Below are 13,272 nucleotides of genomic sequence, written 5' to 3'. Positions count from 1 at the left end.
ATTACTTTACTTTCCACCAGGCCGCCGAATCGGGCGAGCCGGGCGTGCCGGAGGCCAGCAGGAGCTCTCCCTCGACGTCGAAGGCGACCGGTGACCCGGTCAGGTTGACCGTGCACAGCAGGTCGCCCCGCGACAGGACGAGTGTGCCTTCGGGCGAGTCGTGCCAGACGAGGTCGCCTTCGAAGGAGCGGCGCAGCCGGAGCGCCTCCCGGTAGAGCTCCAAGGTGGAGCCGGGCACCCCCTGCTGGGCTTCGACGCTGAGCTCGCCCCAGGCGGCGGGGATGGGCAGCCACGGCTCGCGCCAGCAGCCGAGGTGGCGTGTCCAGGGCAGCGGCACCCGGCAGCCGTCTCGGCCGCTGTCGGGGTCGCGCAGCCGCTGCGGGTCGCGCAGCACCTCTTCCGGCAGGTCGAGCACCTCGGGCAGGCCAAGCTCGTCGCCTTGGTAGATGTAGGCGGAGCCGGGCAGCGCGAGCGTGAGGAGGGCGGCGGCGCGGGCTCTGGCCAGGCTGCCGTAGCGGGTGACGTGCCGCTTGACGTCGTGGTTCGACAGCACCCAGGTGGTGGGCGCGCCGACCGAGCCTGCGGTGGCCAGCGAGGTGTCGATCACCTCGCGCAGCGCCCTGGCCTCCCAGGGGGCGAACAGGTAGTGGAAGTTGAACGCCTGGTGCAGCTCGTCGGGCCGCACGTAGAGGGCGAGGCGTTCGGGGGTGGGCGCCCAGGCCTCGGCCACGCCGATGCGCTCTCCCGGGTACGAGTCGAGGATGCGCCGCCACGACCGGTGGATCTCGTGGACGCCGTCGTTGTCGAAGTACGGCACCACGTCGTTGCCGATGAGGCGGGTCTGCCCGGAGTGGCCGATGTCGGGCAGGCCGGGCGGCTTGACCATGCCGTGCGCGACGTCGATGCGGAAGCCGTCGACGCCCAGGTCGAGCCAGAAGCGCAGGATCGACTCGAACTCGGCCCGCACCTCGGGGTGCTCCCAGTTGAGGTCGGGCTGGCTGGAGTCGAACAGGTGGAGGTACCACTGCCCGTCGTCGGTCTGGGTCCAGGCCGGGCCGCCGAAGATCGACTCCCAGTCGTTGGGCTTGTCGCGGAAGATGTAGCGGTCGCGGTTCTTCCCCCGCAGCGCCTCCTGGAACCAGGGGTGCTGATCGGAGGTGTGGTTGGGCACGATGTCGACGATCACGCGCAGGCCGTGCCCGTGTGCCTCGTCGATGAGCGCCTTGGCGTCGCCGAGCGTGCCGAAGAGCGGGTCGACGTCGCGGTAGTCGGCGACGTCGTAGCCGAAGTCGGCCATCGGCGACGTGTAGAACGGCGTCAGCCAGATCGCGTCCACCCCGAGCCCGGCGAGGTAGGGGAGGCGTTCCCGGACGCCGATCAGGTCGCCCACTCCGTCGCCGTTGCCGTCGGCGAAGCTGCGCACGTAAACCTGGTAGATAGCGGCGTCCTGCCACCACTTCGTCATGGTCACCCCCGGAAGTCCTGACCATTGAAAGGCTTGCCGCAAGTTTGCGCAAGTCCTTCCAGGTGTCACAATCCGGAAATATCGGACAGTAAGGCTCCGAAATCACTGCCCGAAACCCCGAAGCACCAGATTGTTCATGTCAAGGGTGGACATCTGGTGTTAAGGCGCGATGTACTACCTCTTCAATCCGTCCCCGTCACAGGTGACACGCGCACAAGGTAGTGGCCTCCATGAGCTCGGTCGTTCTCGACAAAGTGACCAAGGTGTATCCAGGTGACTACCTGGCGGTCGACAAGCTGAGCCTGACGGTCGAAGAGGGCGAGTTCCTCGTCCTCCTAGGCCCCTCTGGCTGCGGCAAGTCCACCCTGCTCCGCATGATCGCGGGGTTGGAGGACATCACCGACGGTGAGCTCTGGCTGGACGGCGAGCTGGCCAACCACGTGGCCCCGCGCGACCGCGACGTGGCCATGGTCTTCCAGAGCGGCGCCCTGTACCCGCACCGGACCGTGCGCGGGAACATCGCCTTCCCCCTGGAGATCGCCAAGGCGGACCCGCAGCTGGTGCGCGACCGCGTCACCGAGCTGTCCAAGGCCCTGCACATCGACGAGACCCTGGACCGCAGGCCCGGCACGCTCTCCGGCGGCCAGCGCCAGCGGGTGGCCATGGGCCGCGCGATCGTCCGCCAGCCCAAGCTGTTCCTCATGGACGAGCCGCTGTCCAACCTCGACGCCGGCATGCGCACCGAACTGCGCATGGAGATCTCCGCGCTGGTCAGGTCGCTCGGCATCACCACCATCTACGTGACGCACGACCAGGTCGAGGCGCTCACCCTGGCCGACCGGATCGCCATCCTGAACCGCGGCGTCCTCCAGGACGTCGGCACTCCGGCGCAGATTTACAACGATCCAGCCACGGCCTTCGTGGCGGCGTTCCTCAACTCCCAGCAGCTCAACCTCCTCGCGGCCAACGTGCACACGCCGCAGAACCAGTACGTGCTGCTCGACTTCGGCCCGCACCGCCTCTCCATCCCCTGGAGCGATCCCCGCGCGTACGCCATCTCGCAGCACACCGGCGGCCAGGTCCTCGTCGGCATGCGCCCGGACGGCCTGGCGCCCGTCCCCGAGTCGTACGACGGCCCGGCCTTCTTCGGCCGGGTGCGCACGCTGGAGTACCACGGCCACGAGTGGATGGCCTACATCGAGTGCGGCGTCCCCGCCGTGCCGGTCCCCGAGCCGCCGGACCCGCGCCTGAACAGCAACGGCCGCCACACCGCGCGGGGCGGCATCGGCGCGATGATCCGCCGCCTCTTCCTGCCGCACCACGAGGAGGCGGAGGACCAGGAGCAGGTGGGCCAGAACGTCGGCAACGGCGTCCACCGCCGCGCCGACCTCACCGTCCGGCTCGGCAACCGCCCGGTCTGGCGTACGGGCGACGCCGCCAAGGTGGGCATCGACATGAGCCGCCTGATGATCTTCACCCCGGACGGCGCCCGCATCGACAAACCCCGCCGCTGACCCAGGCACCCCCGGACTCCCACCCAGGAGTCCGGGGGCTTCAGCGGGCGGTCTCTCCGTCCCACGTCTCCGCACCTCCACCGAGGAGTACGCGGTCGCACCCCTTCGAGGTTCACCGGGGGCTAGGCAAGGCTGACCGCAGCGGGCGGCGCTTTCGTCTCATGCCCCCACCTCCACCCAGGAGTACGCGGTCGCACCCGCTGAAGTTCACCGAGGGCGAGGCACCACCGACCAGCGCGGGCCGTCGGGGGTGTCCTCGACCAGGACTCCGCCCGCCAGCAGGGCTGCGCGGAGCGCGTCGGCCACGTCGTAGCGGCCGGCGGCGCGGAGTTCGGAGCGGAGCGCCAGCAACGGGTCGACGACGGTGCGCAGGCCCGCCGTGGCGGCTTGCTCGCCGAGCCGGGCGATGAGCAGCCGCATCAGCTCCCTGGCCTGGTCGACACCGCCCGCGTCCTCCTCGGTGTCGGCGCCCCAGGACACGATCTCGGCCTCCAGCTCCAGCACCACGCGGGCGGCGGCGGGCAGGTCGGGCACGGTCACCGCCTCGGCGAAGGCGCGTTCGCCGGCCTCGATGGTCTCCTGCAGCGTGGCCCGGGCTTGCGGGGCTGTCGGCGGCGGTGGTGTCGGGGCGGGGGCGCCGGCGCGGCCCTCCGCCAGGCGGCGCAACTCGGCCAGCCTGGTGCGAGTGCCTGCGGGCAACACTGTGACCCAGCCTTGGGCCGGCACGGTGGCCGGGCCCTGGGCCGACACGGGGGCCGACCGAGAGGCCGACGTTTCAGCCGAGCCAGGGACCGAGTCGGCGTCCGAGTCGGTGGCCGGGCCGGGGAGGCGGATGGTGACGCCGCCGCGGCCTGCTACTTCGACGGTCTCGGTCTCCAGGTCGATGAGGAGGGCGGTGTGTTCGTCGATGCCGAGGACGGCGGTGCCCGGGGGCAGTTCACGCTCCAGCAGCGACAGCCGCCGCTCCCCCAGGTAGCAGTAGCGCGTGTCGTGGGTGCCGCCCTCGGCGTTGTCGAAGTGGGGGATCACGACGGCGCGCAGCCCGACCGGGGCCAGCAGGTCGAGGCCTTCGCGCCAGTGAGGGTCGGCGCCGACCTTGTAGATCTCGTACACCGGAACGGTGGCCAGCCCGGCGGTGCAGGCGGCGGCGGAGGCGAGCACGGTCACCCCGGTGCGGGACCGGACGCGGGCGCGCAGGTCACCGGCCACCCCGGAGTGGTTCCATCGGTCCAGGGCGTAGGTGGGGCTGCCCGGCCCGGAGAAGACCCAGCCGGCCCCGGCGACGTCCGGCGCCACCTGGACGTCGAGTCCCACGCTGCGGGCGAAGTAGCGGCGGGCGCGCGCGGAGATGTCGGCGGCGTTCTCCTGAAACGCGTACGGCGTGTCGAGCAGCACGGCCCGCGCCCTGGCCGGCAGCCGCCGCGCGGCGGCCCGGTGCACCTCCACCATGGTCGGGCTGGTCTCCCCCGACCCCATCAGCACGAGCAGTCCGCCCATCGGTGCCCCTCCTGTCGCCGCTTCGATCACAGCCACCCGCGGCCTGTTTCGCAAGAGCCGCCCGGCCTACCTGCACCCCAACGGTTGTTGCACACGACTTGCAGTAAGCTGCCGACGGTGACGGAAAGACACCTGGTCTCGGTCGAGACGCTCATGCTGCGGCCGGAGAGCGGCGGTTCCTGGGCGTACCGCCGCGCCGAGACCCGCCCGCGCCCCGGCGAGAGCCCCGACGAGGCCGCCCGCCGAGTTTGCGGCGTCTCCGCCGGAGACCCGCTGACCGTCGTCCACTCGACGAGCTGGCGCCATCTTCCGCACGGCGAGATCGTGCTCACCTACGTGGTATGCCCCGATCCGGCCCCATGGCTGCCCGCGGAGACGCTCCTCCACCCGGAGATCGCCCGGGGTCCCGCGCCCGCGCAGCCGTCGCCGGAGCGGGTGGAGGTGGCCCACGTGGCCGCGCACGCCGTCCGTCACCTGGCGTTCCTGCTGGCCGAGGACCCTATCGTCCGGCGGACGCTGCTGAGGCGTCCGGAGACGGCTCCGGCGCTGGACGCGTGGGCCCGGAGCGCGCGATCCGCCGCCCCAGCTCCTGCATGGGCCGTTCCAGGAAGCGGTACGTGACCGCGCTCAGCAGCACCACCAAGGTCAGCGCCAGCGCGGTCATGGCCAGCTGGTAGGGCAGCGGCTCGGCGCGCAGGTCGCCGGAGACGTAGGTGAAGTAGCGCAGCAGCGGATGGTGCACGAGGTAGAGCGAGTAGCTGATGAGCCCGAGCCAGACGAGCACCCGGGGCACCCGCCGCCCGCGCATCGCCATGCCCGCCGCGAACGTGACGGCGACCAGCACGAGCGTGGTGATCCAGATGTCGGGCTGCACCCACCACCAGCCGGCCGTGATCGCCCAGAACGGCACGCAGGCGACCACCGCCAGCGTGACCGCCACCGGCCAGAGCCGGCCTTCGCCCCGTTCCCAGCGGTAGATCGCGGTCCCGGCGTACATCAGCGCCAGGATCGCCAGGCCCACCCACGGCACCCGGCTGCCCAGCACCAGCAGGGTCAGCGCCATCAAGCCCAGCACGGCCGCCGCCGTCCGCCGGAACCGGCCGCTGATCAGGCAGTAGAGCCCGGCGGCGAACACCGCGCACGACACGTACGCGAGCCAGCCGCCGGTCAGCACCCCCTGGCTCATGAGCACGCCGCTCGCCATCGCCCCGGCCGCGAACAGGATGGCCAGCACCCCGCTGCGGTGGTGGGATCGCGCCAGGAACAGCGCGGTGACCATGAGGTAGAAGACCATCTCGTACGAGAGCGTCCACATGGTGTCGGCGACCCCGGCGACGCCTACGACGTCGAGCAGCATGGTGGCGTGCCCGGCGACCGAGGCCCAGTCGCGTTCGACGGCCTCGCGGACCGGCACCCACCAGTGCAGTGCCACCACCAGCAGGCCGACGGCGAGGTAGAGCGGGTAGAGGCGGAACAGCCGGCTGATCCAGAAGGACCGCACGTCGCCGTGCCGCTCCAGCGATGCCGGGATGATGTAGCCGCTGACCAGGAAGAACACGAAGATCCCGTACACCCCGAGATGGAACCACTGCGGGCGGACCGAGGGGAGGAACCACGGGGTCATGTGCTCGGCGACGACGGCCATCGCGCCGAGGCCACGCAGGGCGTCGAGCCAGGCGAGGCGTGGCTGGGCGGGAGCGGACACCCGCCCAAACCTACCCCGGGTGACCGGAGAAATACCACGAGATCGCCAACAACCCGGCTTTTCCTCCGAAAACCCCGAGGTCAGACGCGGGCCGCCAGGACGGACACGACGTCCACGATACGCACGGCGCGCTCCAGCTCGGCGCGGTGGAACCCGGGCCCGTCGACCCGGGCGACGAGCAGGTGCAGCTTGTGGGCGGTCATCGGCAGGAGCATGAGCCGGACCTTCTCGCTCTCCAGCGTGGCGGCGCGCGGCGGCGGCTCCGGCAGGTCGACCAGCGGGGGCGCGGCGATGGAGCTGTGCAGGACGGCGCCGTCGGCGTAGGCCACGGACCATTCGGCGCCGCAGAGCCCGGGCAGCGCGTCCACCAGGGTGGCGAGGCAGCGCGACGGCTCGGAGGCCACGTGCATGAGCAGGTCGTAATCGGGGCTGGAGCCGGGGACCTCGCGGGTGGGCCAGACGCCTTCCACCCGCACGCCGGGCACGGCGGCGAAGCGCTCGCGCACCTCCTCCACGCCCGAAGGGCCCGGCCAGGCGACGGTGAAGTCGTCCACGGCCCGGCCCATGCCGCGTTCGAGCACCGTGACCTGGTGGATGTCGGCCCCGAGCGTCCCCAGCACCTTGGCGACCTGGCCGAGCCCGCCCGGGCGGTCCGGCAGCGACACCCTCAGTCGCAGCAGCATCGCCCCTCCCTTTTCCGAGGCTTTTCACAGTGCCGTGGGAAGGTTTCAGGCACGTTCCACACATATGTCACGCATGCGGCCAGCCTTGCCTAATCTCAGCATGCAGCGTCTCTTACGGCCAGAGCCCCAAGAAGCAGGCAAGAGTCCTCTCGGTTTCGCCAACCCGCCGCGAGAGGACGACACGGCCGGAATGCGACCGGATCGACACCACCTCATGTTCTCGGATAGGTAATCATTGATCTCGGTCACGAGGGTGGCCTCGGAACGGTTTGCAGGAAGCGCGGTGCGGTGAGGCGCAGCAGAGGATGGCCTGGGTGGCTCCATGTCGGGGTGCTGGAGCACAGGCTGACGAGGATGTGGGAGCCGGGGACGTTACCGCCTCCGGAGTCGCTCGTCGCCGTCATGACGCTCGCGGCGGTGCCGCGGGCGCTCGGCGCCCGGCTGGCCGAACATCTGGACGGAGGCCTGGTGGTGGGGCCCGGCTCGGTGCCCGACCTGCCGGCCTTCGAGAAGCTGCGCGCGATCCCGCTGCCGCAGCAGGAGGGCACGTGGGAGCGGAGCGCGGGCGTCTACGACCCGGTGCTGCGCCGCATCGCGGTGGGCAGCGTGCCGTCGCCGTCGGTGAACGTGTGCGGTCACGAGCTGGGGCACGCCATCGACCACTCCGACGGCCGGCCCTCGGCCGACCGCTGGTGGACGTTCATGCACGCGCTGCGCCGCTCCCGGCTGGAGTCCCCGTACCGGCAGGACGTGTCGGAACTGTTCGCGGAGAGCTTCGCCTGCGTGCTGACCCGCCGCACGGGCCGGCTGATCAGCCTGCTGGGCGGCGACGAGCCCGCCGCCCGCCAGGTCTACGACTGGATGTCGAGCCGCTACGGCATCGGCTGACGGCCTACTGGTAGGCGCCCGCGTGCCGGGTGGAGGACGGCAGCGGCTTGCCGGTGAAGTCCCTGGCCAGCTCGCGCCCGCCGAACCAGGAGTCGTCCAGGCGGACCGCGCGGCCCCGGGCCGGCGACGAGGGCGCCAGGCGCAGGTCGCGGCGCGAGACGAAGCGCGGGTCGGCCACCACCGAGCCGGGGCCGAGCTTGATCTTGACCGAGCGCGCCTGGTAGACGCTGGCCGCCTCGTCGGCGCCCTTGCCGTCCTCGTAGCCCGCCTCGCCGCCGACGACGATGACGTTGTTGCGCAGCCTCAGGATCGACGGGGAGCAGCCGTCGTGGCAGGACCAGCCGATGGTGTGGCGGGCCGGCATGTAGACGGAGTTGTGCGCGACCCTGGTGCCCTTGACGGGGCCGACGACGTGCCGGGGGCCGCGGGTGACGAGGAAGGAGCCGCTCTTCAGCGTGGAGGTGACGACGTTGAAGGCGAAGATGTTGCCGGTGGCCGTGTCGCCCTTCTTCGCGCCGAGCTCGCTGAAGGTGTTGTTGTCGTGGGCCCGGTTGTGGGTGATCCGGTTGCGGTTGCCGCCGAAGATCTCGATGGCGGCGCCGTCGACGCCGTAGTCGTAGCTCTTGGCGTGGCTGCCGGTGATGGTGTTGCGGGTGACGAGGTTGTCGTCGCCGTTGAGCAGGATGCCGAAGGCGCCGGAGTCGTTGTCGCCGCCCTTGTCGTTGACGCTCATCCGGTTGTTGTCGGTGAACCGGCTGTCGCGGATCGTGTTGCGGGAGGCGGCCGGGGTGACGGAGACGCCGGCCACGTTGCGGTCGGCCTCCACCCCGGACAGCACGTTGTGCCTGCCCTTGATCTCGAACCCGGCCCACGGGCAGCCGGAGGCGCGCAGGCCGCTGATGTGCCAGTGGTCGCCCTCGACGACGACGCAGGAAGCGGTCCGCCCGCTGATCCTGGGCAGCGCGCCCTTGCCGTACGCCTTGACGGTGATCGGCGAGGCGGCGGTGCCGCGGGCGCTCAGCGTGAGCGGCCCGCGGAAGGAGCCGCCGCGCTTGACGGCGACGGTGTCGCCGGGCCGGAGCTCGGCGGCGTTGACGGGTTCGAGCGTGCGCCAGGCCCGGTCGGGGGCGGTGCCGTCGGCCGCGTCGTCACCCTCCTTGGAGTCCACGTAGTAGGTGGTCCCGGTCCGCGCGGCCGCTTCGGCGGGCAGCGCGGGCAGGGCCAGGGCGGGCAGGAGCGAGGCCAGGACGGCGGCGGACGGCAACCTCATCGAGCACACCACTAACTCGTCGCACATTGGAGGGGGCCGCCCCAAGCTAGCGCTACGAACCGGCCAGCCGCCATACGGACAGCGACGGGCCGTCACTTGTTGATGCATTCATGACCTCGCCGTGACCCACGGGCTCGGCTCCGGCCGGGAGGGCCGGCGTGCTGCCGGGTGCCCGCCGGGCTACCACGATCAGCGTCTCCTCGTACGTCTCACGGGCGAACACCAGGCAGTCGGCGTCTGCGTGCAGCCAGCGCAGCCCGCCGTGGCGCAGCGCGGGCTCGCGGCGGCGCAGCCCGAGCAGGCCGCGGTAGGCCGCGAGGGTGGCGAGGTCCTGGTCGGCGGGCCGGTTCCAGGGCATCGGGGTGCGGGAGTGCTCGCCGTTGACGCCGGTCAGGCCGAACTCGCTGCCGGCGAAGACCATCGGCGTGCCGGGCAGGGTCGCCTGCAGCCCGAGCGCCACCAGGTGGCGCTCGCGCGAGCCGGTGACGGTCCGGATCCGCGGCGTGTCGTGCGAGTCGAGCAGCTGCCAGGAGTGTACGAGCGAGCGCCACGACATGTGTGCGGCGAAGGCGCGCAGCGTGGCCAGGACGGCGTGGCCGTCGCGGCGGGGCACGGTGCCCGGCACGCCGAGGAAGTGGTCCAGATCGAGGTCGTCGCCGCGCAGCCAGGACCAGACGGGCCGGGTGAAGCCCGCGTAGTTCATCGTGCCGTGCCAGCCGTCGCGGTCCAGGTCTGCGGTGGCGTCGTGGTTGTGCTCGGCGACGAACGCGGCCCCGGGCGGCAGGGCGCGGCGCAGCAGCGCGGCGACCTCGTGGTTGAAGTCGTCGGCGCCGGAGCGGCCGGTCATGTTGGCCACGTCCACCCGCCAGCCGTCGAACGGCCCGATCCAGCGGGTGAGCACCTCCCGCATGCGGTCCCGGACGAGCTCGCTGCCCCAGTTGAGCTTGGGCAGCGACTTGACGCCCCACCAGGACTCGTAGTCGCCGGTCTCCGGGTCGAAGTAGTACATGGCGCGTTCGGGGGCGTGCACGTCGGTGACGGCGGCGGTGAACCAGGCGTGGGTGTCGCCGGTGTGGTTGGCGGTGATGTCGCCGAGCAGCCGCATGCCCCGCCCGTGCAGCGCGGCGGCCAGCCGCCGCAGGGCGGCGTCGCCGCCGAGCAGCGGGTCGATGTGATCGAAGGTGGCGGCGTCGTAGCGGTGGTTGGAGCGGGCGGGGAAGATCGGGGTGAGGTAGACGGTGTCGGCGCCGAGGCTCTCGATGTGGTCGAGGTGGCGGACGACGCCGTCGAGGTCGCCGCCGTAGAACTGCTCGGCGGTGCCGGGACCGCTGGGGATGACCGGGTCGCGGTCCCAGTCGCGGGGCAGCGCCCAGTCCGGCAGGTCGGGCATGGGGCCGGAGCGGGCGAACCGGTCGGGGAAGATCTGGTAGACGATCGAGTCGGCCATCCACGCCGGGGGCGGTTCGTGGCAGACGAGGCGGAAGTCCGCCGAGTCGGGCAGGTCGTGGGGGAAGAGCCCGGCGGCGTTCAGCCACGCCTGGCCGCCGGTGGTCTCCAGGAGGAAACGGTACGGGGTCACCGGGTTCACCGGTGTCACCTCGGCCCGCCACCAGTCGTCGGTCGCCCCGTACCCGCCGATCGCCCGGCCGGACCTGGCGGTGTCGGGCACGGCGCGGGCGTAGCGCGGCTCGCCGTCGTGGACGGTGCGCACGTGCACGGCGGTCACCCCGGCGGCGCGCGGGGCGCGCAGCCAGAGCGTCACCGGTTCGCCGGGCTCCGGCGCCAGGGTGGAGACGTACAGTGCCGAGCCGTCGTGATGCGGCTGGTCCAGGAAAAGCACGAGGTCACCCCTTGACGGCGCCGGAGGTCAGTCCGGACACGATGTACTTCTGCAGCCAGAGGAAGACGCTGACGGTGGGGATCGCGGTGAGCAGCGTGGCGGCGGCGAACATGCCGAAGTTCTCGTTGCGCCGGTCCCCCGCGATCATCCCGTACATGCCGACGGCGAGCGTCTTGCTCTCCGGGTCGCGCAGGAACACGTTGGCCATGAGGAACTCGCTCATCGTGGTGATGAACGCCAGCAGCGCGGTGACCGCGAGGATCGGCGTGACCAGCGGCATGATGATCCGCCAGAAGACCTGCGCGTGCGTGGCGCCGTCCACGGTCGCGGCCTCGTCCAGCTCCTTGGGCACGGTGTCCAGGAAGCCCTTCATCAGCCAGGTGTTCACGCCCAGCGCGCCGCCCAGGTAGAGCAGCATGAGCCCCCACACGGTGTCGAAGCCGAACGCCGGGTACAGCTCGGTCACCTCCGTGAAGATCATGAAGATCGTCACGATGGCCAGGAACTGCGGGAACATCTGGATGAGCAGCAGCGCCAGCAGCCCCACCCGGCGCCCGGCGAAGCGCATCCGGCTGAAGGCGTAGGCGGCGAACATCGACAGCAGCAGGCTGGCGAAGGACGACAGCAGCGCGATGAACACCGAGTTGAAGAACCACCGCCCGAACGGGTAGACGTCCGAGGTCAGCAGCTCGCCGAAGTTGGTGAAGCTGGCGCCGGTCGGCAGCAGCTCGGTGGAGGCGAGGGTGCCCAGCGGGTTGATCGCCGCGGAGACGACGAACAGGATGGGGAAGATCGCGAACGCGCACACGACGAGCACGAACGCGTGCCTGAACGCCAGCTTCACGCGTACACCTCCTCCTGCTTGCGGGTGCGGCGGAACGCCACGGCCGAGACGATCGCCACGATGGCGAAGATGAACACCGAGATCGCGGCCGCGAACCCGAACTGCGCGCCGCCGGTGCCGAAGGCCAGCCTGAACGTGTAGGTGATGAGCAGGTCCGTACCCCCCACCTGCGGGTTCTCCGCCGGGAACGGCCCGCCCTCGGTGGTGAGCTGGATGGCGTTGAAGTTGTTGAAGTTGAACGCGAACGACGAGATGAGCAGCGGCGTCAGCGCCACCAGCAGCAACGGCAGCGTCACCTGCCGGAACGCCTTCCACGGGGTGGCCCCGTCGATGGCGGCGGCCTCGGTCAGCTCGCGCGGGATCGCCTGCAGCGCCCCGGTCGTGACCAGGAACATGTACGGGAAGCCCAGCCAGAGGTTGACCAGGACGACGGCGAGCCGGGCGGTGGTCACCCCGCCGAGCCAGTCCACGTCCAGCCCGAGCATCTGGTTGATCAGCCCGAAGTCGCGGTTGAACATGTCCCGCCAGACCAGCAGCATCGCGAACGACGGCATCGCGTACGGCAGGATGAGCGCGATCCGGTACACCTTGGTGCCGCGCATCCGCGGATGGTGCAGGGCGAGCGCGACGGCCATGCCGAGCGCGAACGTCCCGGCGACGGAGGCGAGCGCGAAGACGCTGTTCCAGGCGAACACGCCGAGGAAGTAGCCGGAGATCGTGGGGTTGGTCAGCACCCTGGCGAAGTTGTCGAAGCCGACGTTGACCTGCCAGCCCTGGGCGAGCCGGTCGCCGGCGGCGTTGACGAAGTAGCCGCGCGACTCGTCGGCGCGCCACGGCCCGCCCTCGCCCTGCAGGCAGTCGCAGCCCGCCTCGTAGGCGAGCGCGGCCCGGCCCTCGAAGGCGCGGCTGAGCCCGCTGGCCTTGATCGCCCCGGCGTCGGTGGGGACGGCGAGCGCGGCGATCTCGTCGGCGCGGGCGGCGGCCTCCGGCGCGGTCAGCACGGTGACGCCGGGCGCGCGCAGCACCTTGCCGGTGACGCCGACCTCGGCGCCGGTCAGCGGCGACAGCCCGGCGGCGTCGCCGAGCGAGACCTGCTTGGTGTCCGGGTCGACGAGCAGGAAGACCAGGTCGGAGCCGCGCATCGCGGTGGTGAGCTGGTATTCGGGCGAGCCGGGGGCCTGCCGCACGGAGCCGCGCTCGATGGCGGCGATGGCGGCCGCCTTGTCGCCGCGGTGGCCGTCGCCGAAGTTGGTGAAGGCGGTGGTCACCGTGTAGAGCACCGGGAACACCTGGAAGGCGAGGAGGAAGACGGTGCCGGGGATGAGGTACTTGGCCGGGACGTACCTCCGGGTGAGGTAGAGGTAGCCGATGACGGCGGTGGCGCCGAACAGCACGCCCAGCCCGATCCAGGACCGGGTGGCGATCAGCGGCGGCGCGGCGTAGAGCAGGATCGCGGCGGCGACGGCCAGCACCGCGATCCTGCTCACCACGAAGGCGGTGGTGATGGTGCGGCGGGGCCGCGGAGCCCGGCGGGTCTCCGCGGCCTCGCGCGGGTCGGGCGTCATG

Annotated in this window: 10 protein-coding genes; 2 read left to right on the top strand and 8 right to left on the bottom strand. The window is 71.4% G+C overall.

Going from position 1 to position 13,272, the window contains the following annotated elements; translation table 11 throughout:
- Position 1: 1 nt before the first annotated feature.
- Positions 2–1,465 (bottom strand): alpha-amylase family glycosyl hydrolase, encoded by a 1,464-nt coding sequence (locus AB0J42_RS21125; RefSeq protein WP_364296838.1) that lies wholly within the window; start codon positions 1,463–1,465, stop codon positions 2–4.
- Between the two features lie 230 nt (positions 1,466–1,695).
- On the opposite strand from AB0J42_RS21125, the gene AB0J42_RS21120 reads away from it, so the two are divergent.
- Entirely contained in the window at positions 1,696–2,979 is a 1,284-nt protein-coding gene (locus AB0J42_RS21120; protein ID WP_364296836.1) for an ATP-binding cassette domain-containing protein, read from the top strand.
- A gap of 207 nt (positions 2,980–3,186) precedes the next feature.
- On the opposite strand, the gene AB0J42_RS21115 is transcribed toward AB0J42_RS21120, so the two are convergent.
- The 3 genes from AB0J42_RS21115 to AB0J42_RS21105 form a co-directional block, all read right to left on the bottom strand.
- Complete coding sequence (locus AB0J42_RS21115) at positions 3,187–4,476, bottom strand: hypothetical protein (protein WP_364296834.1); 1,290 nt, start codon at positions 4,474–4,476, stop codon at positions 3,187–3,189.
- Between the two features lie 499 nt (positions 4,477–4,975).
- Complete coding sequence (locus tag AB0J42_RS21110) at positions 4,976–6,181, bottom strand: acyltransferase (protein WP_364296832.1); 1,206 nt, start codon at positions 6,179–6,181, stop codon at positions 4,976–4,978.
- Between the two features lie 80 nt (positions 6,182–6,261).
- On the bottom strand, positions 6,262–6,864 hold the full coding sequence (locus AB0J42_RS21105; RefSeq protein ID WP_364296830.1) for an amino acid-binding protein: 603 nt from the start codon (positions 6,862–6,864) through the stop codon (positions 6,262–6,264).
- Between the two features lie 330 nt (positions 6,865–7,194).
- Here AB0J42_RS21105 and AB0J42_RS21100 point away from each other — a divergent pair, with 330 nt between their 5' ends.
- Positions 7,195–7,752, top strand: coding sequence for a hypothetical protein (locus AB0J42_RS21100; RefSeq protein ID WP_364296828.1), 558 nt, complete (start codon positions 7,195–7,197; stop codon positions 7,750–7,752).
- Between the two features lie 4 nt (positions 7,753–7,756).
- Here AB0J42_RS21100 and AB0J42_RS21095 read toward each other — a convergent pair whose 3' ends face one another.
- Genes AB0J42_RS21095 through AB0J42_RS21080 form a run of 4 tightly spaced genes read right to left on the bottom strand, consistent with a single transcriptional unit; the run spans position 7,757 to position 13,271 of the window.
- Complete coding sequence (locus AB0J42_RS21095; protein ID WP_364296826.1) at positions 7,757–9,022, bottom strand: right-handed parallel beta-helix repeat-containing protein; 1,266 nt, start codon at positions 9,020–9,022, stop codon at positions 7,757–7,759.
- A 52-nt stretch (positions 9,023–9,074) separates the two neighbouring features.
- On the bottom strand, positions 9,075–10,862 hold the full coding sequence (locus AB0J42_RS21090) for a glycoside hydrolase family 13 protein (protein WP_364296824.1): 1,788 nt from the start codon (positions 10,860–10,862) through the stop codon (positions 9,075–9,077).
- Positions 10,863–10,866: 4 nt separating this feature from the next.
- Complete coding sequence (locus AB0J42_RS21085) at positions 10,867–11,706, bottom strand: sugar ABC transporter permease (RefSeq protein WP_364296822.1); 840 nt, start codon at positions 11,704–11,706, stop codon at positions 10,867–10,869.
- Positions 11,703–13,271 carry an ABC transporter permease subunit gene (locus tag AB0J42_RS21080; protein WP_364296820.1) on the bottom strand — a complete coding sequence of 523 codons (1,569 nt, stop codon included), beginning with the start codon at positions 13,269–13,271 and terminating at the stop codon, positions 11,703–11,705. Before AB0J42_RS21080 ends, AB0J42_RS21085 begins: the two co-directional genes overlap by 4 nt.
- Position 13,272: the final 1 nt, after the last annotated feature.

The sequence above is a fragment of the Nonomuraea sp. NPDC049649 genome (genome assembly GCF_040675175.1).
GTDB lineage: Bacteria > Actinomycetota > Actinomycetes > Streptosporangiales > Streptosporangiaceae > Nonomuraea.
Note: the sequence above shows the minus strand (reverse complement) of the source record. Positions and strands in the feature narration are given on the sequence as shown.

Coding starts and splice junctions, on each gene's coding strand:
- AB0J42_RS21125 (WP_364296838.1), bottom strand. CDS start 1,465: ATGACGAAGTGGTGGCAGGACGCCGCTATCTACCAGGTTTACGTGCGC.
- AB0J42_RS21120 (WP_364296836.1), top strand. CDS start 1,696: ATGAGCTCGGTCGTTCTCGACAAAGTGACCAAGGTGTATCCAGGTGAC.
- AB0J42_RS21115 (WP_364296834.1), bottom strand. CDS start 4,476: ATGGGCGGACTGCTCGTGCTGATGGGGTCGGGGGAGACCAGCCCGACC.
- AB0J42_RS21105 (WP_364296830.1), bottom strand. CDS start 6,864: ATGCTGCTGCGACTGAGGGTGTCGCTGCCGGACCGCCCGGGCGGGCTC.
- AB0J42_RS21095 (WP_364296826.1), bottom strand. CDS start 9,022: ATGAGGTTGCCGTCCGCCGCCGTCCTGGCCTCGCTCCTGCCCGCCCTG.
- AB0J42_RS21080 (WP_364296820.1), bottom strand. CDS start 13,271: ATGACGCCCGACCCGCGCGAGGCCGCGGAGACCCGCCGGGCTCCGCGG.